Origin of the sequence: Ohtaekwangia kribbensis, assembly GCF_042676245.1 — a bacterium.
GTDB classification, from domain to species: Bacteria; Bacteroidota; Bacteroidia; order Cytophagales; family Cyclobacteriaceae; genus Ohtaekwangia; species Ohtaekwangia kribbensis.
In genome coordinates this window covers 598,988-624,204 of record NZ_JBHTKA010000008.1, presented here as the reverse complement: position 1 = coordinate 624,204, position 25,217 = coordinate 598,988, and the positions used below count along the sequence as shown (strand labels likewise).

Here is a 25,217-nt window from a genome sequence, read left to right as displayed (position 1 = left end):
ATTATCCGTGTGACAGCTTCAATATAAAATCCTTTCTTTTCTGATACACCTGGTATAAGTAAAGCTGTGTTCTTTTAAAGCGGAGTGAATTCTTCAACGTATTGTAGATCGCATCTGAGGAAAGATTTTTCTTTAACAGAAAATCAAGTATGCTGTTAGCCGTGAGTGATTCATGGTAATTTGAATTCTTCAGCACGGTGATGGGTATATCTTTTGTCTTGGCGTTGCTGGAAAGTGTGTTGATGGTTTCCTTTAATTCTGTCTTGCCGAGGTTATCGTCAATCAGAATAAAGTTTGGATTGAAACGGATCAGGCGTTCCATAATGCTTTTCACATCGAACGCAATCTCGGTAACAATTTTAAAACCACGCACGTCCTGCAGCTTTTTAAGGACAGCACTTAACTCGATCGGGTTATTCCCAACCAGTAATACGTGCATGGGTTCAGATGTAGAGGTGTCTTTCGTAGTCATATTGCCAACTGTGTAATGTAACAGTATATTAACGTAAAAGGTTACTCAACAAGATTTATTCCGGTGCTATTTTTTGTGCGTATACGTACTAATTTTCATCCGGAATTCTCAAATACGGAAATACTGATCTGGAATTGAAAAAAATAGTAATCATTGGTGGCGGGCTTGCTGGTCTTGTATCAGCCATTATCCTTTCGCGAAAAGGACTTCATGTTCATGTTATTGAAAAAAAGGTATACCCCTTTCACCGTGTTTGCGGAGAGTATATTTCGAACGAAACAATTCCATTTCTTAAGTCGCTTGATCTTTTTCCGGAAGAATTTTCACCACCGCACATTCGTAATTTTTTACTTTCAGCTACCAGTGGTAAATATGAAAAACTGCCGCTTGATCTCGGAGGCTTCGGCCTGAGCCGCTATATATTGGATGAATTTTTATTTAAGAAAGCGCAGGCATCAGGTGCCGGGTTCTGGCTTCACACCGAAGCCGAAAATATAATATTTCACGAGCGTGAGAATAAATTTGATATTAGTACTTCGCGGGGAAATATAGCAGCCGATGTTGTTATCGGTTCATTTGGTAAACGCTCCAGGCTCGATGTTCAGCTTAACCGTTCGTTCATACAAAAGCGTTCACCTTACGTTGGCATAAAGTATCACATCAAAACAGATCACCCTGCTGATCTTATAGCACTCCATAATTTTCCGGGCGGCTATTGCGGCATGAGTAATGTAGAGGATGGCAAAACCAATCTTTGCTATTTAACACATCGCGATAATGTGAAGAAGTATAAGAACATTCGCGATATGGAAGAAGCGGTGCTTTTTACAAACCCGTTATTGAAATCTGTTTTTACCAATGCCGATTTTCTTTTTGATAAACCCGAAGTGATCAACGAGATCTCTTTCGAAACGAAGTCTCCGGTTCAAAACAATATACTCATGGCCGGTGATGCTGCGGGTATGATTACACCGCTGTGCGGCAACGGTATGGCTATGGCCATACATGCTTCTAAAATTGTAAGTGAGCTTGTAGAAAGGTATTGTACCGATGAGCATTTCTCAAGAGAAGAACTTGAGAAGACTTATACATATCAGTGGAGGAAAAATTTTGCAACGCGACTGTGGGCCGGCCGGCAGATTCAGAATCTGTTTGGTAATGAATGGGCTTCCAACGTGGCTATAAATCTCGCGATTCATGTAAAGCCGCTGGCGCGAATCATTATGCGCAACACCCATGGAAAGGTGTTCTGACTTTCATAAGACAAATTTACCGTTAGTTGAGCGATACTAAATGTTGGTTGAGTTATAGGTAATTTTTCAGGAATCAATTGTTATCTTCCCTTATAATCAACCATCATACAACCATGAATCAAGAAACGAATCGCAGATCATTTTTACGTTCCCTCGGACTCATCACGGTTGGCGCAACAGCCGGAGCTTCTTTTCTATCTTCCTGCGGAAGTAAACCTTCCGGTGATCAGCAGGCAACGGCTGATACAACAGCCGTTACGCCTGCGGCTCCGAAAGAGCTGTTCTTTAAAATTTCGTTGGCCGAATGGTCGCTGCATAAATCACTTTTCGATGGAAAATTAACGAACCTCGATTTTCCTGCGAAAGCTAAAAATGACTTCGGTATATCTGCCGTGGAATATGTAAATCAGTTTTTTAAAGACAAAGCGAAAGATCAGGCATACCTGGCTGATCTGAAAAAGCGTTGTGATGATCTCGGTGTAACCAGTGTATTGATCATGTGTGATGGTGAAGGTGAGCTTGGTGATGCTGATGTGAAAAAACGGAAACAGGCGGTTGAAAATCATTATAAATGGGTGGAGGCCGCGAAGTTTTTAGGTTGCCACTCCATTCGTGTTAATGCTGCGGGTGAAGGTAAACGCGAAGATGTTGCCAAAGCTGCAACGGAAGGACTGCGTCAGCTTTCTGAATTTGCTAAGGGTGTAGGTATAAATGTTATAGTTGAAAACCACGGAGGTTTTTCTTCGGATGGTCAATGGCTGAGCAGTGTTATTGCCGGCACGCAAATGGATAACTGCGGTACGTTACCAGATTTCGGTAATTTCTGTATTAACCGTACAAAACCTGAATCGAATACTCCGGAAGCCTGGGCGAAAACAAAATGCCTCGAAGAGTACGATCGCTATAAAGGCGTACAGGAGCTTATGCAATATGCCAAAGGTGTAAGCGCTAAAACACATGAGTTTGATGCCCAGGGTAATTGTACCGATACGGATTACACCCGCATGCTGCCCATTGTAAAAGCTGCAGGTTATACCGGCTATATTGGCATAGAGTATGAAGGACAAACCCTTAGCGAAGACGAAGGTATACGTGCAACCAAAGCGCTACTGGAGAAAGCAGGCGCTATAGCGTAACACGATATACACTGTCAGAACATCTGCCAAAGCTGGGTTGAATCCAGCAGCAGGTATATAAAGAATATATTTAAACATGTGGCTGAAATAAAATTCAGCCACATAGTGTTTTTATGGTTCGCCTTTGTCTCATCTTTTATAACGCGAATGAACCAGTATAAAAAGAAGATCATTACGGGAAATAAAGCCGCTACAAATGACACGCTATAGTCATTCACAAAGAATGCATTGAAATACAGTATATATCCGATCGTAACCACAGCGAACAAAGCGCCCACAAAAAGAAACGTTCCGCGTACACCTAGCATCAAACTAAATGTTTTATCTCCACGCTTGGAATCCTCTTCGTGTTGATATACTTGTGTCATGGGATACGTTCCCAACAACATCGCACTGCTCAAGAGTCCAGGTATAATTACAGAAGCCCTTAGTGCATTCTCCAACGGAAAGCGATTGATGCCAACATAGCACATCACAAATGCAAACAGTCCCTGAAACAAACCGACTGTTAACCATCCTCCGATTGGATATTTTTTAAGGCGTATAGCAGGGTGACTATAGGCTTTGGAAATTAAACCGTAAACGAAAATGAGCACGGCAAATACAATAGAGATATTAACAACAGCCAACACCAGCGCGATAACATCAAACAGTAACGAAAGATAATATAGTCCTTTTGTTACTTTGGGAGGATTCTTCAATCCACCAATACTCTTTTCATCTTTATCGAAGTAGCTGTTATAGCCATTGCTGGCCGGATACAGGAACAGGTGTATAATAAGAAAGGTCCAGATCAACGGATTCACACTGATGTTAGGCGAGATAGCCAGACTGAAAAAAAATACCGGCATCAGGTAGTACGAGAACGGTATACGTAAGTGAAGCCAGGCTGAACGCGAAAACATAATTGTTGAAAATATATAGTGAATATCTCTTTGTTACTTGAAGTAAAACTAACCGAATAGCTCCTGAAAGACTTCGGTTAATTTGCCAAACGACTTTACCTGTATATTAGTCTTCTTCAGGTCTATTGATTTTTGATTGAACTTGGAAATATAGATCTCTTCAAATCCAAGTTTTTCCGATTCTGAAATACGTTGCTCGATCCGGTTGACTGCACGAAGCTCTCCTCCCAGCCCGATCTCTGCTGCAAAACATATTTTATCAGACACTGGAATTTCTTCCATGGAGGATATAATGGAAATACAGATTGCGAGATCGATAGCAGGATCTTCTACTTTTATACCGCCCGCCATATTTAAAAATACATCTTGCGTACCCATGCGAAAGCCACAACGTTTTTCAAGTACGGCCAGCAACATGTTCAATCGCTTCTGATCAAAACCGGTAGGGGTGCGTTGTGGCGTACCGTATGATGCCGGGCTCACCAGCGATTGTATCTCGATCAGTAAAGGTCTGTTTCCTTCTATCGTTGCGCCAATGGTAACACCACTCAGTTGTCCGTCTTTCTGTGAAATTAAAATTTCCGATGGGTTGGTAACTTCACGAAGTCCTGTGCCCAGCATTTCATAAATTCCTATTTCAGAAGTAGAGCCGAAACGGTTCTTGGTTGTACGCAAAATTCTATAGGCTAAATGTCTGTCGCCTTCAAATTGCAAAACGGTATCGACCATGTGTTCTAATACTTTCGGACCTGCCAGCATGCCATCTTTAGTAATGTGGCCTATCAGAAAAACAGGGGTCTCTGTTTCTTTGGCAAACTTCATGAGTTCAGCGGCACATTGCCGGACTTGTCCTATACTTCCCGCAGCGGAATCCATCAGCGGAGAGTATAAAGTTTGTATCGAATCGATAATAACCAGTTGGGGTTGCAGCGATTCGATTGCCAGAAATATATTCTTGGTATTGGTCTCGGTAAGTATATAAAAACCTTTGGAAGAGTTGCCAAGGCGGTCGGCCCGCATCTTGATTTGTTGCTCACTTTCTTCACCGGATACATAGAGTACACGAAGCGATTTCAGTTGTAACCCTACCTGTAACATGAGTGTTGATTTACCGATGCCGGGTTCGCCACCAATCAACACGAGCGAACCGGGAACAATGCCTCCGCCCAATACGCGGTTCAACTCATCATCTCCGGCATGGATGCGCGCTTCGGCTGTTGCTTCAATTTCAGATAGCGCTTTTGCCTTTATTGACTTGGCGCGCGAAGATTCCTGTCGCCACTCATTCTTGTTGCTCTCTTCCTTGGTTACTAATTCTTCAGCAAACGTATTCCATGCACTGCACGATGGACACTTGCCAAGCCACTTGGCAGATTCGTACCCGCAGCTCTGACAGAAGTAGGTTGTTTTCGCTTTCGCCAATTTGAATAAATAGTTAAGTGTTAAACGCAGCCCGAAGCTGCAAAAAGAATCGATAAAGTTGCACTAATTTTTTTTATACTTACGGAACAAATAAATCTAACTAACCTGCCTTTGTTGTTTATGAGAGCTTTAATGCTTGGCCTCATGGCCACCCTCTCTGTGCATATAGTCTGTGCGCAGAAATCTCCTGTTAAATTTGGCGACATCCCGTTGGAAGACCTGAAGATGAAGGTCTACGATAAGGATTCATCTGCCGCTGCTGTGATGCTCGTAGATTATGGCGAAGCCTATGTTTCGGTTACCGCCATAAATGCTTCGCTCGTTTTTGAACGACACGTTCGTATCAAAATTCTTACGAAAGAAGGTATGAGTTGGGCCGATGCCGGTATACCCCTATACCATTCGGGTTCTGCCGAAGAACGCGTAACAAAACTGAAAGCAACAACTTACAACCTTGAAAATGGTAAAATTGTTGAAACCGACATGTCGAAGGACGGTATCTTCAAAGAGAAGTTTAATCGCAATATCAACCTTCAGAAATTTACATTGCCGAATGTAAAGGAAGGTTCTGTTATAGAATATTCCTATACCGTTACATCTGAATTTCTTTCCAACTTCCCGAACTGGCAGTTTCAATACGACATCCCGGTTCGCTGGAGTGAGTACTGGGCGATGTTTCCGGAATTTTTCTTCTTCGAAAAGTATATGCAGGGATATATAGCGCCTACATCATACGAGATAAAGAATAAAGCCAATTCTGACTTCCAGATTCAGGCACACCACTGGATATCGAAAGATGTACCAGCCTTTAAAGAAGAACCATTCATGACGTGTGAAGATGACTATGTTTCAAAGATCAATCTGGCCTTATCGCACATCAGTTTTCCTGGTCAGCCGGTAAGAGAAATCATGGGTACATGGTCAAAGCTCAATACGGTGTTGCTGGAAAGTGAAAGTTTCGGTAAAGCTATTTCCGGATCAAACTTCCTCAAGAAAAAAGTAGAAGAGATCACGACAGGAGTTACGGACCCACAACAAAAAGCTGCAGCGATTTTTAGCTACGTACGCAATAACATGGAGTGGGATGGCGTGAAAGACAAGTATACCGATAATCTTAAGAAGGTATTTGAAAGTAAGAAAGGAACAACTGCAGATATTAATCTGCTATTAGGTGCCATGTTGGATAAAGCAGATCTTCCGGTAGAGATGATGCTGCTTAGTACCCGTGACCACGGTTTTGTTCGCGAGACGTATCCGATGGAAGAACAGTTTAACTATGTGATCTGTACTGTGAAAATTGGAGACAAACGCTTATTGCTTGACGCAACAGACAAATATTTACCAATAGGTATACTACCGGAACGATGCCTGAATGGGCAAGGTCTTGTTATATCTAAAATAAATCACGGCTGGATTAGCCTGGATGCGAAGGCAAAATCTAAGACTGTCGTAAGCAGTGATCTTGTTTTGAAAGAGTCTGGCGAACTAACCGGTAAGGTGAATTATACTTTTGATGGATACGATGCACACCGTGTTCGTAAAGATTACTTTGCAAAAGGCGAGACGGACTATCTGAAAAAATTCCTGGAAGATAAAACGTGGGAAATTCAGAAGAGCGAATTCCAAAATCTGAAGGAGATAGATCAAAACGCGAAACAACTTCACGAGCTCATCATCAGCGAACACTGCACACTGGCTGGTAATGTTATATATCTGAACCCCTACGTTACTTCACAAGTAAAGGAAAATATATTCAAGCACGAGAAGCGTGAATACCCGGTTGACTTTGGTAGTCCGGCAGACAGAACCTATATGTGTAAAATTGTTTTACCGGAAGGATATGCGGTAGATGAACTTCCAAAACCAAAAGTCATTGTATTGCCAGGCAACGCAGCCAAATTCAGCTATAACATTTCGCAAACGGGCAATGTACTCAACGTAATCAGCATGCTGCAAATCAACAAGGCGCTGTTTTTACAAGATGAATACCCGCACCTCCGTGAGTTCTATAACCAAGTTGTTGCCAAGCAATCTGAACAGATTGTGTTAAAACGTAAATAAGAGATATACCTCTATGAAAAGAATTGTATCGTTGCTTTTAGTTCTGTTTTCGTGTGCAGCTGTTTTTGCCAAAGAAGATCCAAAGTACCCGGTAAGCGCTATACCGGAAGATATGAAGACGGGTATGTATGCCGTTATACGCGAGCAGGAATTGAGATTCGAAATTAATTCGGTTAGCAGCTCTACTACGTATTATCGCGTTGTCATTACCATTCTTAACTCCAACGCTAAAAGTTATGGCAAGGAAGTTATCGGTTACGATAAGTTCAATGTTGTAAAATCATTCAAGGGTGTTGCGTATGATGCTGCCGGTAACGTCATCAAAAAATTAAAGCAAAGTGATATATATGACCAGAGCGCTTTTGATGGCTTCTCCCTTTATAGTGATAATCGCTTGAAAAGAGCTGACCTGTCGCAAGGCACATACCCATATACCGTTGAGTTTGAATATGAGACAGAACAAAAGTGTCTGTTCTTTATACCGGACTTTCGTTTATATGAAGATGACGAGATCTCGATCCAGAAGTCGAAATATACCTTGGCCTATCCCGTTGCTCTGAAACCACGTTATAAACTTTTTAAAATCCAGGAGCCGAAAACGTTCAGTCTGGATGGAAGAGAAGTACTGGAGTGGAATTTTGAAAACGTTAAACCGGCAAAATTTGAGCGCTTAAGTCCAGATCTCGATCAGATAATTCCAAACATTTCAACAGCACCACAGGCTTTTGAGTTTGATAATTATGCTGGTAGAATGGACTCGTGGGAAAATTTCGGAAAGTGGATAACGCTGCTCAATAAGGATAAAAATGTTTTGCCGGAAGCCACTAAAAAGAAAGTTCAGGAGCTGACAAAGAATGCTGCTACAACGGAAGAGAAAGTGCGTATACTTTACGAATATCTGCAGGGTAAAACCCGCTACGTAAGTATTCAGCTTGGTATAGGTGGCTACCAGCCTTTTGCCGCATCGGTCGTGGAGCAAAACGGTTATGGCGATTGCAAAGCACTTTCAAATTATATGGTATCTATGCTGGATGCTGCAGGTGTGAAAGCAAATTATATACTTATTCGTGCAGGCGAAGACTCTCCGGATATCGATATAAATTTCCCGAGCTCACAATTCAATCATGCTATTGTAGCAGTTCCTGATAAGAAAGATACGTTGTGGCTGGAATGTACGAGTCAGACAAACCCATTTGGCTATATGGGAAGCTTTACCGGTGGTCGCCATGCATTGATGATCACCGAGAACGGAGGAAAACTTATCAGAACCCCGGTATATACTGCCGACCAAAACACACAATCACGTACAGCAGATGTCTTTGTAGAACTAACCGGAGATGCCAAAGCAAAAGTTAAAACGACCTATCGCGGTCTTCAATACGAAAACGGTGATCTCAACTTCATTGTGAATGGTAAATATGATGATCAGAAAGAATGGGTGCAGGATAACACCGAAATACCAGCTTTCGACATCGTGAATTTTAACATGACGAATCATAAAGACAAGATTCCGGCTGCCGTGGTTAACCTTGATCTTACACTGAAGCGTTTTGCAACGGTAAGTGGCAAACGAATATTTCTGACGCCCAACCTGATGAACCGATCAACCTATATTCCGGAGAAACTGGAATCGCGCAAGACGAACGTAGTGTTACGTACGGCCTATACCGATCTTGATACCGTTCGCTATCATTTACCAGAAGGTATATATCCTGAGTTTTTGCCGGAGCCTGCAAAAGTAAAATCGCGCTTTGGTGAGTATGAATCAACGTTCACAGTTGATCAGGGCAGTCTTCTATACATTCGCAGAGTGCGAATGAACAAAGGCGAGTATCCGGCAGAGACCTACAAAGAGCTCACCGAATTTTATCGTAACATCAATAAAGCGGACAACACCAAACTGGTGTTTATGAGTAAAACGTAAAGGTTATTTACGGATGGGAGCGTTGGCTTCCTTCGCCATTACGTTGTAGACCATCTTATCTGCCAGTCCTGGCAACCACTTATTTAGAAATACTGCAAGCTTACCCTGTGTCGTTAAGACCAGGGTACGTTTGCGTTTAACCGTAGCGTTGTATATATGTTCGGCACATTCTTCGGCCGTCATCATTTTTTCTTCCTGCCGTGGCGACTCTCCCTGCTGACTTCCGTCTTTTGTTAACGACCGCTTCCGAATGTTAGAGGCCGTAAATCCAGGGCATGCTGTTAACACATGTACTCCTGTTTTTAAAAGTTCGGTGCGCAATACTTCCAGAAAACCGTTCAGCGCAAATTTAGACGCAGAATATCCGGTGCGCCCGGGCAAACCGCGAAAGCCGGCAATGGAAGATATACCCACAATCGAGCCGTTGTTCTTGGTGATTTCCGGAAGGCAATATTTAGTAGCGTATAGCACACCGTAAAAATTGATATCCATTACTTTTTTCACAACAGCTATATCAACTTCTGAAAAGAGTGCGCGCATGGAAATACCTGCGTTATTGATCAATACATCTATAGTTCCGTAATGTTTGATAGCTTCTTCTGCCATTTTACGGTTGTCTTCCTCCACACTAACATCGGCCTGAAATGATTGAACAGTAATTCCGTTTTGACGAAGTTCTTCCGTTGCTTTTGCAAGCTCCTCTTTGTTTCGGCCGGTGATAAGAATTTTAGACCCTTCACGTCCGAATTTTTCAGCCATTGCTTTTCCGATACCGGAAGATCCCCCGGTAATGATGACAACCTTATTTTTCATGCTGCAAAATAAAAATTACTGAGCACAATGAGATATAGCGCCATGAAGAGGAGACTGAATTACTGAATTCTTAACTTGCCACGAGAACTTTACTTTCAATGTTTGTAATCAGTCTATTATCGCGATTACCTTTTGGTGTACTGTATGCTATTTCTGATTTCCTTTTCTTTATTACCTATCGTGTTGTAGGCTACCGGAGAAAGATGGTACAGAAAAATCTGCGGAATTCTTTTCCTGATAAAACAGAACAGGAGCTTAAAAAAATTGAAAAGCAATTCTATGTCAACCTGTGTGATTATGGAGTTGAGACACTAAAGCTTTATTCCATTCGAAAAGAAGAATTAGCCAGGCGAATGCTTTTCAGAGATGTTAGCGCCATTGAAAAGTATAAACAACAAAATCAGTCGGTACTTATTCTTTCATCTCACCAGTTCAACTGGGAATGGCTGCTTTCTTCCGGTAATTTTAATCTGCCTGTACCTGTTGATTTTGTATACCAGCAACAGAGCAGTGAGTTCTTTAATCGATTCTCGTTACTGTGCCGTACGCGTTTTGGCGCACATCCTATAAAACGATCGGATGTTGCCCGTGAGCTCATCAGACGAAAAGATATACTTCGCGGCATCGCTATTGTAAGCGATCAATATCCCGGACTTAAAAAGGATAAAAAATATCAAACCCGCTTTCTTAATCAGGATACAGTGTTTTTTCTGGGAGCACATCAAATTGCAGTGCTTACACAATACCCGGTGGTATATGCGCAGGTTCGAAAAATAAAGCGCGGTTATTACGAAGCGTCCTTTGTGAATATAGCGGAGCCTCCTCATGCCAAAGAAGACTTTACACTGATTGAAAACTATATCAAGGCGGTTGAAAAAATAATCTATGAGAATCCTTCCGGTTGGTTATGGTCGCATAATCGTTGGAAGACCCGGCATTTGAAAAAGAACTAGAAAACAAAAGGCGATGATTTCTCACCGCCTTTCTTTTTTATCAAAGTTTCACAAATGCATTAAGCAAGTTTGAATGCTTTTTTCACCTGGTCAACGTGATCAAGTTTTTCCCATGGGAACAACTCAACTTTCACTTTCTTCTCGTTAGCCTTACCCTTGTTGAAGATTTTGTCAACAACTTTTGATTCGCGACCCATGTGTCCGTAAGCAGCAGTTTCTGCATATATAGGGGTGCGTAGGCTAAAGCGTTGTTCGATAAAGTAAGGACGCATGTCGAATATCTTGGCAACACGCTTCGCGATTTCGCCATCGCTTTCTTTTACTTTAGAAGTGCCGTAGGTGTTTACATACAAACCAACCGGTTGAGCAACACCAATAGCATAAGCTACCTGTACAAGAACTTCGTCACAAAGACCAGCCGCCACCAGGTTTTTAGCGATGTGGCGTGTAGCATACGCTGCAGAACGATCTACTTTCGAAGGATCTTTACCAGAGAATGCGCCACCACCGTGGGCACCTTTACCGCCATAGGTATCAACAATAATCTTTCGACCAGTCAAACCTGTATCACCGTGTGGTCCACCGATAACAAATTTACCTGTAGGGTTAATATGATACTTGATGTCATTTCCGAAAAGCTTCTGAACACGCTTCGGAAGTTTTTTAGTAATGCGTGGGATAACGATGTTGATGATATCATCTTCGATCTTCTTCAACATCTTGGCATCTTTATCGAAGTCATCGTGCTGTGTAGATACTACAATGGTATCGATACGCTCAGGTTTGTTATCATCGCTATATTCAATTGTAACCTGCGATTTTGCATCCGGGCGCAGGTATGTCATTACTTTACCTTCTTTACGGATGGCAGAAAGTTCGCGTAATAGCATGTGAGCAAGCTCCAATGGAAGCGGCATGTAGTTGTCGGTTTCGTTAGTGGCATAACCGAACATCATACCCTGATCGCCAGCGCCTTGGTCTTCTTTCTTTCTACGCACAACACCCTGGTTGATATCAGGCGATTGCTCGTGAATAGCCGAGAGTATACCGCAGGAGTTTGCTTCGAACATATACTCGCTCTTGGTATATCCGATCTTGCGGATTACTTCGCGTGCTATGTCTTGCACATCCAGGTAGGCTTCAGATTTCACCTCGCCAGCCAGTACAACTTGTCCGGTAGTAACAAGTGTTTCACATGCAACTTTAGAAGATGGATCGTAGGCCAGGAAGTAATCGATAAGAGCATCAGAGATTTGGTCAGCGACTTTGTCGGGATGGCCTTCGGATACCGACTCAGAGGTGAATAGATAAGGCATATGAAATTATTTTATTGATTAGTACAATTTTGCAGCGTCAAATTTAGATTGAAAAGTGTAAACCCCAAACTCCAGCATTTCAATAGTGTTTACTGAGCCAGAAACAAAAACACCGCCGGGCTTTTCGGAAACTCTGTTTTCATCGTCTTCCACTTTTTAACCGGCAGTGTCTTTATCCGTTCGTCTTCCCCGGTAACGTTTACCGCTACACATAGCAGTGTATTGTCTTGAAGATTTTTAAGAAGCGTAGTCATGATGGAATTATTACGATAAGGTGTTTCAATAAAAATCTGTGTTTGATTTTTGGTGTGTGATTCTTTCTCGAATGTTCTGATAACTGCAGCTGCATCTTTACCATCAATCGGCAGGTATCCGTGAAAGGCAAATCGCTGTCCGTTGAGCCCGGAAGCCATTAACGCGAGCAATAATGATGATGGACCCACTAACGGAACCACGTGGATGTCATTCTCATGTGCATACTTTACAGCAAGCGCCCCGGGATCTGCCACACCCGGACAACCCGATTCAGAGAGCACACCTATATCCTTTCCTTCAGTTATAGGCTGAAAGAACGTTTTGAGACTTTCAGGCTTTGTGTCTTTGTTGAGGACTTCAAACTTCAGCGGTTCGATAGACGGATATACTTTTAAACTACTCAGGTATCGCCTGGCAGTTCGTACATCTTCTGCTAAAAAATGTTGAATCGAAGGAAGCGCCTCCCGAATATGAGGAGGAATAACAGCGTGCTGTGTTTCTTCTGCGATTACCGTTGGTATGAGGTATAATTTTCCTGTAGGCATTTACTAAAATGAATTCAGCAAAGAGCTGATGCAAGCAGTTTTAATTCGTGCTAAATTTCGGCAAGAAAAAGAAGCAATGGGCAAAATGCTTATCATAATTGGTGCAATTTTTATCGTGGCCGGTATACTTGTAACCTATAGCAACAAGATACCGCACCTTGGAAAGCTGCCAGGTGATATTCGTATTGAACGGGAGAATTTCAGCTTTTATTTTCCTGTTATGACGAGTATACTACTTAGCATCATTGTCTCATTGGTGCTGTACTTTATCAATCAGTGGAAAAATTAAGCATCTTTCGTACGGTAACATGTCGTTAAGCGTTTAGCTTCTGCAAGCCTTAGTTTATTTAATCAATATTTACGAATTTCAGGGTTTAGTTTTTGTGAAGCAGGTTAGAACATATTTTTTCCTACTTTCTTTTCTTCCGGCTCTGATTGTGTCGGCTCAAAAGAAATCTCAGACTTCCTCCATTCCGCTTAATTTTCCTGACAGCGTAAGAATTGTTCTGGAAAATACCCGGAACGTTGATGCTACAGTCGTGGGTACCAGTTTTGCATCCGCATGGTCAAGCCTCGGTGCAGATCAACAATTAATTATACAACAGCAGCTTCGGAAGATGAAGAAGAAAAAACTTCCGCTCAAGCCTGCACTCATCAATTACTTTGGTGCTATTGCAAACGCAGTAACCGTTGAACGTGCTGATGCATCCAAGCTCTCCGGGTTCTTCACCGTTGTCGGGCAGGTGATTGATAATGAAACTACGCCACGCATTCTCAATTTCTTGCAAGGAAGTCGTACGTTCTTTGAACATCACGCACTGCACTATGAAAAATCCTATAGGCTGTACGCCAGAGATGACGACTATACATTTGATTATATAGCTCCGGCACCGTCATTCGATATGAATGACACCACATCGACTCCCACAACAGACCAGCAGGATTATACCGAATCAACACCAACGAACGACTACAACGATCAACCTGTTGATTCTATTTTTACAGAAGTACCATTGTGGATGAATCCGCCTCCTCAACCTGTTGTAGAAGGTCCGGTAATTCGTTTCAACCGCGTCACGCTAAACTTTGTAACAAAATACGACTCGGCATTTCTGAAAAACACAAAAGGGTCGCTTTCACTACGCGATAATACTTTTGTTGGTAAAGACGGAACGTTCGACTGGTCTTCGGCCCTGCTCAGTCCCGACAGTGTATACTGCAATTTTACAGACTATAATTTCAAGGTCAATAAAGCCGAACTCAAAGCCGATCTTGTAAAACTTAATTATACCGGCAAAACACCCGGTTTGATTCCCGGAACATTTGAATTCAAATCGCAGACACGCAAAGATTCAGTTGCATCCACCTATCCTCGATTCAAATCCTTTCAAAGTACATTGCCCATACAAGGTATAGGCGATGAAAATGTAAAATACTACGGAGGCTTCACACTTACCGGCAGGAAAATTACCGGAAGTTCCGTGGGAGGAAATCCTTCAACTGTAGAAGTATATCACAATGGAGAAATGAAGGCCAAGGTGCTGTCGCCCGACTTTGAGTTTTCAGATTCCACTATATTCTCCCGTAAAGCACGCATCTCGCTGGTCGATAAAGGCGATTCTATAACACACCCGGCCGTGCGCATGCGCTATACCTTTGGTAAAGACAGTCTTCAAAAAATATACGTGCAGAAGGAAAGAGGTTTACTAATGCACACGCCATATTCTTCAACGTTCTTTAATGTAGATTTCTCCACCGATGTGATTCAATGGAATTTGTTTGCCGACAGTCTGGATATGCGCACGGATGGGGGAAGAAACACGATACCAATGATCATCGAGTCGGTTGACTATTACGATCCGGAAGATTTCAGGTTATTAAAAGGCGAAGGATTCTCCTTCCATCCGCTGGCGTTGGTAGTGAGATATTGTATGAAGAACAAAACGCGAGATTTCTATTCAGGCGATCTCGTGCAGTTTTCAGGTAAAGAAGTAAAAGATATTAAAGCCGCTATAGATTTTTTGAATGAGAAAGGCTTGGTCACTTACAATCCGAAAACAGATATAGTACATGTAAAAGAAAAGGCAGTTGTGATCTATAAAGCTCATTTAGGAGAAATGGATTATGATAACCTCAAGATCCATTCAGTTATTGATAGTACAGCCAATGCTTCCGTTAATTTCAGCAAAGGCTATATGACAGTGCGTGGTGTAGATGAATTTAAAGTGAGTGACTCGCTTAACGTTCGCATTAAACCGGATAGTAACGTAATTACACTGCTCAAGAATCGCGACATTAAATTCGATGGAACAATCAATGCCGGTAACTTCGAAATAAGCGGCAAAGGATTTACACTTAAGTACGATAGCTTCTATATAAACCTGACGCGCATCGACTCCATTAACTTCTACGTAACGGAAAAAAATGCGAAAGGACAGAGCATACGCAGAAAACTGAACAACAACATGGTGGGGGCCGACTCTACGGCAGCTGCAGTGGGTGGCTTGGCCAGCACGAGTCAGAAGTCTGGTACGCTCTTCATCAGTAAAGCCGGTAATAAATCAGGAAAGAAAAAAATACCCAACTTCCCACGACTCGATGCCAGTGGTGGTGGTGTAATTTACTTCGACAGGCCGGAAGTACTCGGAGGTGTATACGATCGATCGATGTTCTTTGTGGTGCCACCTTTTAAACTCGACAGCTTGAACGATGCGGACCCTGCCTCAATTAACTTCGATGGTACATTTGTTTCGAGTGGTATGTTCCCGAACTTCAAAGAGAAGCTTCACTCGAAGCCTGATAAGTCTCTTGGTTTTGAGCACAACATTCCAAAGGCTGGTTATCAACTCTATAACGGTGAAGCTAAAATGCGAGGAGGACTGAACATGGATAACCACGGACTTCGTGGTGCCGGTCAGATCGATTACCTCGCAGCAACGATTCGCTCTTACGATTTTCTTTTCTATCCGGATTCTGTGATCACGCGCGGTAATCGTGCCACCATCGCAGAAAAACAATTTGGTTCTGTTATGTTCCCGCAGGCTTCGCTGCCTGACTTTGAAATGAAGTGGTATCCTAAGCAGGATAAAATGCGGATCAAGAACATGAAAGCTCCTTTCAACTTCTACGATTCAACCGCACAAATGCAGGGAACACTTACCATTTCAAAAGAAGGTGTTGCCGGTATGGGTAAACTTGAAACACGAGGCAGCGAGTTGATTTCGCGTAACATGAATTTTACCGCGAACGATTTTAGCGCCAGACACGCTCGCTTCAAAGTAAAATCAGAAGATCCGAACAAGCCGCTGTTGTATGGGGTGGATATTCGTATGAAGTTTAATCTGAAGGAGAACTATGCGGATATTAGCCCAGAAGTAGCCGGTATAGCAGCGATTGAATTCCCGTATGCGCAGTTCAAAACATCTATACCTGAAATGCGCTGGGATCTGAAAGCAGAGAAGATCACCATGAAGAAGGATCCGAACACTCCGCTGGAAGATTCATATTTCTATACCACGCGAAAAGAACTCGACTCACTGAACTTCCTTGCAGAGAAAGCAGAATATAATTTGAAAACGCAGGAGCTCAAGGTGAGCGGTATACCATATATCATTGTGGCCGATGCTAAAATTACGCCTGAAAATAACGAGGTATTGATTCTCGAGAATGCCAAGATTGGTACACTTAAAAACACCACCATCATTCTTGATACCTTGAATGCGTACCACCGACTTACTGAAGGTGTGGTGGATATAATTTCGCGTAAGCAATTCAGCGGTTACGCTACATACCAGTATGTAAACTTTTTACAGGATACGTTTGCCATCAAAATGACCGACTTCCATTTGGAAGATATAGCACAGGAAGAAGTGTCGCGCAAGAAAAGAAAGACAGTGGCTACACAACAAACTGTAGCTACCGGTTCGGTTACCGATAAGGAAAAGCTTGTACTCGGGGCTGGTATGTATTATAAAGGCGACATGACGATGTACGCTACACGCCCAGCGTTACAGCTTACCGGCTTTGTGAAGCTCGACATCCGCAAGATCAAAAACTATAATACGTGGATCCAATATACTCAGACCGGTGATGAAACAGATGTACATATAGATTTTGATAACGCTATAACGGAAGGAGGAAACCGGGTTAATGCAGGTCTGCATTTCTCTACCGACAATGAATTATATATCACCTTCATTAACGATAAGAAAATGGAGGAGGATGAAAACTTTTTCGAACCAAGTGGCTCGCTGCACTACGATACAGCGACACAGGAATTTAAAATTGAAAGCCTTGCGAAAGCAGCAGGAAATTCTCTCTCGGGAAAAGTATTCGCCTATAATGATGAAACATTGTCTGTGCGCTTCGAAGGTCCTGTGAAATTATTCAGCGGCTCGAAAGATTTTAATATTACCTCTACCGCGATCGGCCAGGGTAACATGACCAACAACGATATCCGGATGAATTCATTCATCATGGTTGATTCAAACGTACCGGTTACTGCTTTTGATTTGATGGCGCGACAGATACAGGATGTCATCAAGAACGAAGGTGCAGATGAAGGTCTTGGTGATCAGACCGAGTTGCTTTATAAGATAGCAGACATCGTTGGCGAGCGCATGGCTAAAGATTACGAACAGAAAAGCCTGCAAGGATATGTTTCTTTAGGAACGTTGACACCTCTTGCCAAGCCACTCGTATTCTCAAACGTAAACCTGAAATGGTCGCAAAAACAGAAAGCATTCTATAGCGAAGGCACGCTTGGTATGTCAAACATTGGCCGTCAGGATATCAACGGTGCGTTTGAAGGTTTTATGGAAGTGAAGAAAACAGAAGATGGCGGCCCTGTGTTTCACGTGTTCATAAAGGCTTCGCCTGAAGCTTGGTATTACTTTGGCTTTGAAGACAATCGTTTAATGGTGCATTCATCCAATGGAGACTTCAATACCATTATTGCCAAGAAGAGCAACGCTGGTAAAGCGAAGGTTGGCGAAGTTGCATTTATACCCGGCAGTGATGATGAAACGCTTTCATTCATTAACCGCTTCCGTCAGCAATACTATGGTATTGACATTCCGTATAGTCTGAGTGATGGATCTTCTGCAGCGAAGAAGAAAGAAGAAGCAAAAGAAGACGCACCGAAGAAAGAAGACGATGGATTTTGATCCATATAGACACCACGTTGTAGCCTACCAATACTGACCCGAACAGGAGAGTTTTATTCTGATTATTCAATAACTTTCAAGTATGACGAAGTTATTGTGTGCATGTGTGTTCTTCTATGGTGTTGCCGTACAGGCGCAGTCGGTTGATGTTACGCAGCGGGCAAATGATTTTCTATTAACGCTGTCACCTGCGCTAAAGAGTAAAGTGCAGTATACCTGGGACAATGACGAGCGTCACAACTGGCACTTCGTTCCGAAAGACAGAAATGGTATATCTCTGCACGATCTCAGTGAGAAACAACGAGCAGCAGCTTTCGCGTTGTTAAAAGCATCGCTAAGCAGTCAGGGTTATCAAAAAGCAACCGGTATACTGGCTCTTGAAAAAATTCTGCAACAGGTTGAAGGTCGCGATGACAACGACTCGTACCGCGATCCGCTTAATTACTACTTCACTATATTTGGAACTCCTTCCGCTGATAAACTCTGGGGATGGCGCCTCGAAGGCCATCACCTTTCGCTTAACTTTTCAACAGCCCATGGTATAATTGAATCGTCAACGCCATCGTTCTGGGGAAGTAATCCCGCGGTAGTGCCTTCGGGAAATGAACGTGGTAAGAAAACGTTGAAAGATGAAATGGACCTTGGTTTTGCGTTGATCAACGCTTTGAACGAACAACAACTCGCGAAAGCCCGATTTTCAGAAACAGCACTTCATGAAATTGTATCGTATAACAAACAACAGGCAGAACTTCTAACACCGGCAGGTATACTCTATAAAGATCTGACGCCAGAACAGCAACAACTGTTTATGAAGCTGTTGAACACCTATGTTAAAAACTATGAGTTTGGTTTCGCGGAGAAACTTATGGAGAAGATTAAAAAGGCGGGTATTGATAAATTAAGCTTTGCCTGGGCGGGTGCATTAAAGCCGGGCGCGGGTCACTACTATCGCATACAAGGGCCGATGCTGTTGATTGAATATGATAACACGCAGAATAATGCAAACCATATTCACTCCGTTGTGCGCGATCTTACCAACGATTTTGCCGGAGACATTTTGCGCGAGCACTATCAGAAAGAACACAACTGATCTACACTTCGCTATATTCTACAGTTACAGTTGAAGTAAATAAAAGCGATCGCATGCAAAGTGCCCGGTATTCCCCAGCGGACCATCTATTTTTTCGAAGCCTGCTTTTTCGTAAAGCTTCATTGCCTTGTTCATGGTGTTGAATGTTTCAAGGTAACAGAAGCGATATCTCTTTGCTTTCGCGGCTTGCAGGCATGCTTCCAATACTTTTTGTCCTAAGCCTAAACCGCGTGCTTCGGGTAGAAAGTACATTTTCTTCAATTCACAATAATCCGTATCACCGCCTGCTAACGGTCCTATACCTCCGCCACCCATTACTTTTCCCTCGGCTTCACAAACGAAGTATGCTGTGCCTGGTGAAGTATAGGCTGTATACATATCGTCTACTTCGCGATCGTGTATAGCGAAGCCAGCACCTCCCGCACCAAACTCAGGCATAACAGTTCTTATAACATGGGCTACAACAGTAGCATCGGAAGGTTGTATCGGTCTGATCTCAACTGTCATTTCAAAATATAGTTTATGCGTGGAGGCGTTTTTGTGCAGCTAGAAAAGCTGCGGTAATTTTCTCCGATCGCAAATGAACCTGATTTTTTACAATCCACTTTCCATCCACAATTGTTCCCAGCACGTCACTCGAATCAGAAGTATAAAGAATAACCGAAAGTATATCGGCTATAGATGCCTGTGCCAGCAAAGGTGACTTGGCGTTGTATATAACAGCATCAAACGATTCTCCGATACCAAAATATTTCCGGTTGAGATTACCCATGGCGGCTTTGCCTGACTGCAATGTCTTTTCGGTTAACAGGCGAGCACCATCATCAAATGTATTTCGTTTGTGTGTGGTAAAGCGTTGTGCATAATCGAGCCAGCGAAGATCTTCCAATGGATTAAGGCTGATATGACTATCTGTACCGATAGACCACGAGCCGCTATAAGAAGCATATTCAGTTAATCGAAATATACCATCACCAAGATTACCTTCCGTGCCGGGGCAAAGTACAGCATGCGCTTTACTTTGTGCCAATCGTTTTACTTCCTCATCATTCATGTGGGTGCAATGAACGATGTGAAAACGTGAGTCCACCGGCAAATTATTCAACAGCCACTCAATAGGACGTTGTTTGAGATGGGCGACACAGTCTTCAACTTCTTTCAGTTGTTCGGCTGCATGCAGGTGGAAAGGTATATTTCGCGGACCGTTCGTAAATGTTGATACTATATCTTTTGAATCGACCGCCCGCAACGAGTGTACACTAAAGCCGAGCGAAGCATGTGTATGGTTCGATACAATGGTAGCACTATCGTCCAGTAAATGAAAATATTCATTCACGGTGTTGGATATAAACCTGCGCTGACGAGGCTGTGGATCTTTTCCAAAACCACCTTTCTGATAAAACACCGGTATCAGTGTAATTTTTATGCCGGCTGTTTTGGCGGCAGCAACCAATCGCTCCCCCATCTCCGCCAGGTTTGCATAGGGCTTGCCGTCTTTATCGTGATGCAGGTAATGAAACTCTGCTACGTGCGTATAGCCCTTCCGTAACATTTCGGCATATAGCATGGCCGCTACTTTTTCAACCTGATCGGGATCAAGGCTCAGGGCACAATGATACATCGCTTCGCGCCAGCTCCAGAAATCATCGCTTGAGCCGGGTGCGTGCCGTTCAGCCATACCGGCCATCGCATATTGAAATGCATGCGAGTGCGCGTTCTGAAAACCCGGTATAGCAAAACCATTAACAGCTTCTATCGATACCGGCTGTGTCGGCTTTTGATTGGCTATATATTGAACAATTCCCTTTTCATCCACCCCTATATAGGCAGGCGCCATCCATCCATCGTTCAGCAATAAACCTTTGAACTGGAAATATTTTACCGTACTCATACTAGCGTAGTAGTTCAATCAGTTGCCGGAAATTTTCTTGCAGCAATTGCCGCATGTGCCGTGCACGCTCTTCGTGGTAATTTACTTCGGCATCGTCCATATAGTGTACCTTCGGCATTTCGAGTTGAAGGGCGTGTTGATCTTCAGAAGGCTTGCCAAAGGAACGCGTGATGGCGCCCCCCTTAAACGGATGGTTATGACTCAATGAATATTTATCGGATGATAAAGTCTTGAGTGTTGATTGAATGAATTCTGCACCCGCAGCTTTTCCATCGGCATCACCGAGAATGAGATCTGGAAATTTTTCTCTTTGTATAGTTGGTACGATTTGCCGGATCGAGTGGCAATCCCACAACAATACCTTTCCGAATTTTGACTTGAGATCGTTGAGAAGCTCCTGTACTTTGACGTGATAAGGTTTATAGTATAGTGTATATCGTCTTTTAACTTCTTCATCCGCCACTGTACTGCGCTCATCGTTGTAAAGCGGCTCGCCCAAAAACGTTGTTGATGGACAAAGCGCTGTTATAATGCGTCCGTCACTATACAACGGCTTACTTTCCGGATCCCGATTCAGATCGATGACCCAGCGACTATATACTGCCGTGATCATCGTCATGCCCATGGAAGGTGCAAAGTCATAAAGTTTGTCTACAAACCAATCCGTATCATCGGGCGCTTGTGCCAGGGATGATTTATACTCATCACGTATATCATCCGGAAAAGAAATGCCACAGTGCGGCACACTTACCACGATGGGCACTGTTGATGCTGTAGGACTATAGATCTTAAAAGGACTCACACTATATATATCAGATAACTATTCGTCTCTTTTCTTTTTCTTCTTTTTCTTTTTGGGCTGTTCCTGTGTCAGTGCATCCTGTGCTTTTACAAGCTCTTCTGATTTTACTTTCAACGCTTCTTGTGTGGCAGCAAGGTCTGCCTCGGCTTTGTTAAGTGCAACCTGCAGTCTGTCTATACTTTGTTGTTGTGTTGCTTCAGCGGAACTTTCACGCAGGCGTTTCTTCAGCAGCATGATTCTTTTGAAACTCTCGTCAATGCGTGCGTGCGGTATTTCTCCTTTTTCTACCATCGCCCGAACAATGCTGTGAACTTTATCAACCGTGCGTTGATCGCTGCCTGCAATGTTGTTGGAGAACGTCATGATATCAACACCACCGAGTATAGCAAGTTTTATAGCCTGCTCAAATCCATAGTGTTTTGCAATGGCATGCATCTGCATATCGTCAGTGAAGATAACACCATTGAAATGTAAACGCTTGCGCAGTATACCGGTGAGCACATCAGCCGAGAGCGTTCCGGGATTGCCGTTCTTGTCGAGTTTTTTATTAACGATGTGCGATGTCATGATCGCATCGGTATAGCCCGAGTCGATGAGGAGTTGATACGGTTTAAGCTCACGTTCTTCCCATGTATTGGTAACATCGGCAATGCCTAAGTGTGTATCAGCTTTTGAACTTCCGTGACCCGGAAAATGCTTGAGCGATGTAATTACACCATACTTGCGATGTTGCTTGATAACTTCTTTCGCCATTAATGCTACGGAATCTTCATTCGCAGAAAATGCACGACCGAATTTGGCGATGATCGGGTTATCCGGATTGGAAGCAAGATCTACTACAGGCGCAAAGTTTACATTTATACCCAAACCTGCCAGTGTTGATGCTGTTGCTTCACTATAGAATCTTACCGAGTCAAGTGTTGGAGATTTAGCCATGGCAGCGGCAGTGATGGAGCGCGGAAAACCATATTTGTCTTTCAAACGATTTACTCGGCCTCCCTCCTGATCTATGCATATAAAGAGTGGTATAGGAGCAGCTTGTTGATAGGTCCAGGTAATTTTCTTTAAAGCAACGAAAGAATTTTTAGCCGGTATGTTTTTTTCGAAGATGATGATCGATCCGACTTTGCCTTGTCTTATTTCGCGTAGCACCTCCGGATCAACATTGTCTTTCGGAAAACCAATCAGAATCATCTGACCAATTTTAATATCAAGACTATCGATACTCTGGGCAAAAAGTCTTCCTGAAAAGAGTGCCACCAAAAAAAGTGAGTAAGAGAAATACTTCATTCTATAAAAATATTCAGTTTAATAAGCTTCATAAATTCTATGCAGTATCTCCTGCATATTGTTTCGCACCTCACCGGTCGATTTGGCGAAGTGGGTATTCATAAACGAGAAGATCAGCAATCGGCCACTCTTGGTTACTAAGTAGCCACTCAATGCATGGTTGTTGCTTAATGAGCCGGTCTTTCCAAAAATATAGGGCTTGCTTTCTTTATAGTAATTGCGGATGGTTCCCTTTTTACCACCGATAGCAAGCAACGTAAATAAACGTTCCTGCGGTATCAGTGTATATATCTTCTCCCAAAGCTGCACGACCGATCTTGGTGTAAACAAGTTGAACCGTGATAAACCGGAACCATCTTTCCAGATGGGTTCATCGGCCAGATCATTCAGAAAGAATTTTTTGGAATAGCGAATGGCTATCTCCGGTTTAATAGAATCGCTAAGGGTGTTGGCACAGAGCAGCAGCAGTTGTTCTGCTATAAAATTATCGCTGTCCTGCATCATAATGCGGTACAGGCTATCAGCCGGTGTGCCATATATAGTCTTTGCTGTTGTATCGAAAACGTGGTGAATTAAGGTAACGTGTTTGTTCAGGGTGTCGCTTAGTAGTGTTGCTGTTAATTCCGGAGAGATCTTGATCGGAACATCAATAACCTTGGATGATGGTTTAGCTCCGGGTAAGTAAATAAAAACATTCTTCTCCGGCTCGCGTGTAGCATCTGCACTTGACTGCTGGCCACCTGTATAAATATCATTTTTGAAAAACAGCGGTTCTATAACTGGTTTGTTGCCTGCAGCATAGATAGAAGCAATATTACCATATATAGGAAGTGGAGAACGTTCGGCAGAATAGTAAGCATTGTAATCATCCCACGCCCAGCCCGGACCGAATGGATCGGTATAAAAATTATCGACTGAGAAAAAGAGTTGATATGGTGATGTCTGTAAAAAGCTATAGACGCGATTGTTGGTAAAAACATTTTTATAAAGCAATCCGGGATCACCCGTTCCCCAGAATATCAGGGAGTCCCCCCGAACAATATACCGGAGGCCCGGTATGGAATCGCCCAGCACTTTAAGACTCGTAAAGAATGTAAAGATCTTGGTGTTGGAAGCAGGAGTAAAGTACTGCCCTCCCTGGTAATCAAATATAGTTTTCTTTTTGGCCGGGTCGTACAACACAAAGCCAACATGATCTTTAAACTTTGCTTCGGTTGACTTGAATGTTTTGGTGAGCGCAGATTTTGAGACAGGCGAACAACGGAAGAGTACGGTGGAGAAACCAATTGCTATAAGAATCCAAAGGAATGATCTGAACAGAAATGGTGGTGCACTGTACTTCATCCGAGATATAGTTTGTTTAGAGATAACGCTCTTTCAGAATTTTACGATGGTGCGATTCGTGGCCGGCAATAATATAGCCCAGGTTCAACACCGATAACTCTGCTTTATTCGCGGTACCTGTTCGCTGCAGCATTTCAGGAGTAAAGCTTTTGTATAAATCAATTGTGGTTGCGCGCAGGCGTTCAACTTCATTGGCCAGATCGTGTAGGGTGCGCGCCTCAGCGTTGGCTTGTGGTGCATAGTCATTCTCTTCAAAACCAGACAAAGGCGTTTTGTCGTTTCTGGCAAAGCGCAATGCTCTGTAAGCAAAAATACGTTCAACATCCAGCATATGGCAGAGTAACTCTTTTATACTCCACTTTTCCGGTTGATAGCGATAACTTCCTTTTTCTTCCGGAATGGATCGGATCAGATCAACCGTAAGCTTGTTGGATTGAATTAACGCATCGAGCATGTCCTGATCTTTTACATACTCAACATAGCCTTTGTAAAAAGGAGCAACATTTTGAAGGTCGGGTCGTGTCATAATTTCAAATGTACTTAAAAGTTAATCGAAGGCAACGGTCTTTCCATTAACGGA

At 42.9% G+C, this 25,217-nt stretch carries 20 protein-coding genes; 8 read left to right on the top strand and 12 right to left on the bottom strand.

Annotated features, from left to right (window positions below; genetic code table 11):
* Position 1: 1 nt before the first annotated feature.
* Positions 2 to 472, bottom strand: a complete 471-nt coding sequence (locus ACFQ21_RS23660) for a hypothetical protein (RefSeq protein ID WP_377583351.1) — start codon at positions 470 to 472, stop codon at positions 2 to 4.
* A gap of 134 nt (positions 473 to 606) precedes the next feature.
* Here ACFQ21_RS23660 and ACFQ21_RS23655 point away from each other — a divergent pair, with 134 nt between their 5' ends.
* Together ACFQ21_RS23655 and ACFQ21_RS23650 are read left to right on the top strand one after the other, a co-directional pair.
* The gene (locus ACFQ21_RS23655) at positions 607 to 1,725 is read left to right on the top strand and encodes an NAD(P)/FAD-dependent oxidoreductase (RefSeq protein WP_377583349.1); all 1,119 of its coding nucleotides are present in this window, start codon (positions 607 to 609) and stop codon (positions 1,723 to 1,725) included.
* Positions 1,726 to 1,838: 113 nt separating this feature from the next.
* On the top strand, positions 1,839 to 2,861 hold the full coding sequence (locus ACFQ21_RS23650) for a sugar phosphate isomerase/epimerase family protein (protein ID WP_377583347.1): 1,023 nt from the start codon (positions 1,839 to 1,841) through the stop codon (positions 2,859 to 2,861).
* 14 nt (positions 2,862 to 2,875) lie between these two features.
* On the opposite strand, the gene ACFQ21_RS23645 is transcribed toward ACFQ21_RS23650, so the two are convergent.
* Together ACFQ21_RS23645 and radA are read right to left on the bottom strand one after the other, a co-directional pair.
* A complete protein-coding gene (locus tag ACFQ21_RS23645; protein WP_377583345.1) occupies positions 2,876 to 3,766 on the bottom strand; it encodes a UbiA family prenyltransferase in 891 nt (296 codons plus the stop codon).
* 48 nt (positions 3,767 to 3,814) lie between these two features.
* Positions 3,815 to 5,188, bottom strand: a complete 1,374-nt coding sequence (radA, locus tag ACFQ21_RS23640; protein WP_377583343.1) for a DNA repair protein RadA — start codon at positions 5,186 to 5,188, stop codon at positions 3,815 to 3,817.
* A 120-nt stretch (positions 5,189 to 5,308) separates the two neighbouring features.
* On the opposite strand from radA, the gene ACFQ21_RS23635 reads away from it, so the two are divergent.
* Together ACFQ21_RS23635 and ACFQ21_RS23630 are read left to right on the top strand one after the other, a co-directional pair.
* The gene (locus tag ACFQ21_RS23635) at positions 5,309 to 7,249 is read left to right on the top strand and encodes a DUF3857 domain-containing protein (RefSeq protein WP_377583341.1); all 1,941 of its coding nucleotides are present in this window, start codon (positions 5,309 to 5,311) and stop codon (positions 7,247 to 7,249) included.
* A 13-nt stretch (positions 7,250 to 7,262) separates the two neighbouring features.
* Positions 7,263 to 9,173: a DUF3857 domain-containing transglutaminase family protein gene (locus ACFQ21_RS23630; RefSeq protein ID WP_377583339.1), complete on the top strand. Its 1,911-nt coding sequence runs from the start codon at positions 7,263 to 7,265 to the stop codon at positions 9,171 to 9,173.
* 3 nt (positions 9,174 to 9,176) lie between these two features.
* Here ACFQ21_RS23630 and ACFQ21_RS23625 read toward each other — a convergent pair whose 3' ends face one another.
* Positions 9,177 to 9,986, bottom strand: coding sequence for an SDR family oxidoreductase (locus ACFQ21_RS23625; RefSeq protein ID WP_377583337.1), 810 nt, complete (start codon positions 9,984 to 9,986; stop codon positions 9,177 to 9,179).
* A gap of 98 nt (positions 9,987 to 10,084) precedes the next feature.
* On the opposite strand from ACFQ21_RS23625, the gene ACFQ21_RS23620 reads away from it, so the two are divergent.
* Positions 10,085 to 10,939 (top strand): lysophospholipid acyltransferase family protein, encoded by an 855-nt coding sequence (locus ACFQ21_RS23620; protein ID WP_377583335.1) that lies wholly within the window; start codon positions 10,085 to 10,087, stop codon positions 10,937 to 10,939.
* A gap of 59 nt (positions 10,940 to 10,998) precedes the next feature.
* On the opposite strand, the gene metK is transcribed toward ACFQ21_RS23620, so the two are convergent.
* Positions 10,999 to 12,255: a methionine adenosyltransferase gene (gene metK, locus ACFQ21_RS23615; RefSeq protein ID WP_377583333.1), complete on the bottom strand. Its 1,257-nt coding sequence runs from the start codon at positions 12,253 to 12,255 to the stop codon at positions 10,999 to 11,001.
* 89 nt (positions 12,256 to 12,344) lie between these two features.
* Positions 12,345 to 13,055 (bottom strand): SAM-dependent methyltransferase, encoded by a 711-nt coding sequence (locus ACFQ21_RS23610; protein ID WP_377583331.1) that lies wholly within the window; start codon positions 13,053 to 13,055, stop codon positions 12,345 to 12,347.
* An 85-nt stretch (positions 13,056 to 13,140) separates the two neighbouring features.
* On the opposite strand from ACFQ21_RS23610, the gene ACFQ21_RS23605 reads away from it, so the two are divergent.
* The 3 genes from ACFQ21_RS23605 to ACFQ21_RS23595 all read left to right on the top strand — a co-directional run bounded on the left by ACFQ21_RS23605 (position 13,141) and on the right by ACFQ21_RS23595 (position 19,310).
* Positions 13,141 to 13,344, top strand: coding sequence for a DUF2905 domain-containing protein (locus tag ACFQ21_RS23605; RefSeq protein WP_377583329.1), 204 nt, complete (start codon positions 13,141 to 13,143; stop codon positions 13,342 to 13,344).
* Positions 13,345 to 13,492: 148 nt separating this feature from the next.
* Positions 13,493 to 18,220: a hypothetical protein gene (locus ACFQ21_RS23600; RefSeq protein WP_377583327.1), complete on the top strand. Its 4,728-nt coding sequence runs from the start codon at positions 13,493 to 13,495 to the stop codon at positions 18,218 to 18,220.
* Between the two features lie 82 nt (positions 18,221 to 18,302).
* On the top strand, positions 18,303 to 19,310 hold the full coding sequence (locus ACFQ21_RS23595) for a DUF3500 domain-containing protein (protein WP_377583325.1): 1,008 nt from the start codon (positions 18,303 to 18,305) through the stop codon (positions 19,308 to 19,310).
* Between the two features lie 24 nt (positions 19,311 to 19,334).
* Here the strand turns inward: ACFQ21_RS23595 and ACFQ21_RS23590 are convergent, their stop codons facing one another.
* From ACFQ21_RS23590 to ACFQ21_RS23565, 6 genes are read right to left on the bottom strand one after another with little or no spacing between them, the layout of a single operon-like run.
* Entirely contained in the window at positions 19,335 to 19,817 is a 483-nt protein-coding gene (locus ACFQ21_RS23590) for a GNAT family N-acetyltransferase (protein WP_377583323.1), read from the bottom strand.
* A 13-nt stretch (positions 19,818 to 19,830) separates the two neighbouring features.
* Positions 19,831 to 21,201 carry a formimidoylglutamate deiminase gene (gene hutF, locus ACFQ21_RS23585; protein WP_377583321.1) on the bottom strand — a complete coding sequence of 457 codons (1,371 nt, stop codon included), beginning with the start codon at positions 21,199 to 21,201 and terminating at the stop codon, positions 19,831 to 19,833.
* 1 nt (position 21,202) lies between these two features.
* Entirely contained in the window at positions 21,203 to 22,003 is an 801-nt protein-coding gene (locus tag ACFQ21_RS23580; RefSeq protein ID WP_377583319.1) for an N-formylglutamate amidohydrolase, read from the bottom strand.
* An 18-nt stretch (positions 22,004 to 22,021) separates the two neighbouring features.
* Positions 22,022 to 23,293 (bottom strand): glycoside hydrolase family 3 protein, encoded by a 1,272-nt coding sequence (locus ACFQ21_RS23575; RefSeq protein ID WP_377583317.1) that lies wholly within the window; start codon positions 23,291 to 23,293, stop codon positions 22,022 to 22,024.
* 18 nt (positions 23,294 to 23,311) lie between these two features.
* A complete protein-coding gene (locus tag ACFQ21_RS23570; RefSeq protein WP_377583315.1) occupies positions 23,312 to 24,637 on the bottom strand; it encodes a D-alanyl-D-alanine carboxypeptidase/D-alanyl-D-alanine-endopeptidase in 1,326 nt (441 codons plus the stop codon).
* A 16-nt stretch (positions 24,638 to 24,653) separates the two neighbouring features.
* Positions 24,654 to 25,163: a DinB family protein gene (locus tag ACFQ21_RS23565; protein ID WP_377583313.1), complete on the bottom strand. Its 510-nt coding sequence runs from the start codon at positions 25,161 to 25,163 to the stop codon at positions 24,654 to 24,656.
* Between the last annotated feature and the right edge of the window lie 54 nt (positions 25,164 to 25,217).

Excerpts from the sequence above, each read along its gene's own strand:
- ACFQ21_RS23650 (WP_377583347.1), top strand. The coding sequence starts at position 1,839 with ATGAATCAAGAAACGAATCGCAGATCATTTTTACGTTCCCTCGGACTC.
- ACFQ21_RS23595 (WP_377583325.1), top strand. The coding sequence starts at position 18,303 with ATGACGAAGTTATTGTGTGCATGTGTGTTCTTCTATGGTGTTGCCGTA.
- ACFQ21_RS23610 (WP_377583331.1), bottom strand. The coding sequence starts at position 13,055 with ATGCCTACAGGAAAATTATACCTCATACCAACGGTAATCGCAGAAGAA.
- metK (WP_377583333.1), bottom strand. The coding sequence starts at position 12,255 with ATGCCTTATCTATTCACCTCTGAGTCGGTATCCGAAGGCCATCCCGAC.
- ACFQ21_RS23635 (WP_377583341.1), top strand. The coding sequence starts at position 5,309 with ATGAGAGCTTTAATGCTTGGCCTCATGGCCACCCTCTCTGTGCATATA.
- hutF (WP_377583321.1), bottom strand. The coding sequence starts at position 21,201 with ATGAGTACGGTAAAATATTTCCAGTTCAAAGGTTTATTGCTGAACGAT.
- ACFQ21_RS23645 (WP_377583345.1), bottom strand. The coding sequence starts at position 3,766 with ATGTTTTCGCGTTCAGCCTGGCTTCACTTACGTATACCGTTCTCGTAC.
- ACFQ21_RS23660 (WP_377583351.1), bottom strand. The coding sequence starts at position 472 with ATGACTACGAAAGACACCTCTACATCTGAACCCATGCACGTATTACTG.
- ACFQ21_RS23625 (WP_377583337.1), bottom strand. The coding sequence starts at position 9,986 with ATGAAAAATAAGGTTGTCATCATTACCGGGGGATCTTCCGGTATCGGA.
- ACFQ21_RS23620 (WP_377583335.1), top strand. The coding sequence starts at position 10,085 with ATGTTTGTAATCAGTCTATTATCGCGATTACCTTTTGGTGTACTGTAT.
- ACFQ21_RS23605 (WP_377583329.1), top strand. The coding sequence starts at position 13,141 with ATGCTTATCATAATTGGTGCAATTTTTATCGTGGCCGGTATACTTGTA.
- ACFQ21_RS23630 (WP_377583339.1), top strand. The coding sequence starts at position 7,263 with ATGAAAAGAATTGTATCGTTGCTTTTAGTTCTGTTTTCGTGTGCAGCT.
- ACFQ21_RS23565 (WP_377583313.1), bottom strand. The coding sequence starts at position 25,163 with ATGACACGACCCGACCTTCAAAATGTTGCTCCTTTTTACAAAGGCTAT.
- ACFQ21_RS23575 (WP_377583317.1), bottom strand. The coding sequence starts at position 23,293 with ATGAAGTATTTCTCTTACTCACTTTTTTTGGTGGCACTCTTTTCAGGA.
- ACFQ21_RS23590 (WP_377583323.1), bottom strand. The coding sequence starts at position 19,817 with ATGACAGTTGAGATCAGACCGATACAACCTTCCGATGCTACTGTTGTA.
- ACFQ21_RS23570 (WP_377583315.1), bottom strand. The coding sequence starts at position 24,637 with ATGAAGTACAGTGCACCACCATTTCTGTTCAGATCATTCCTTTGGATT.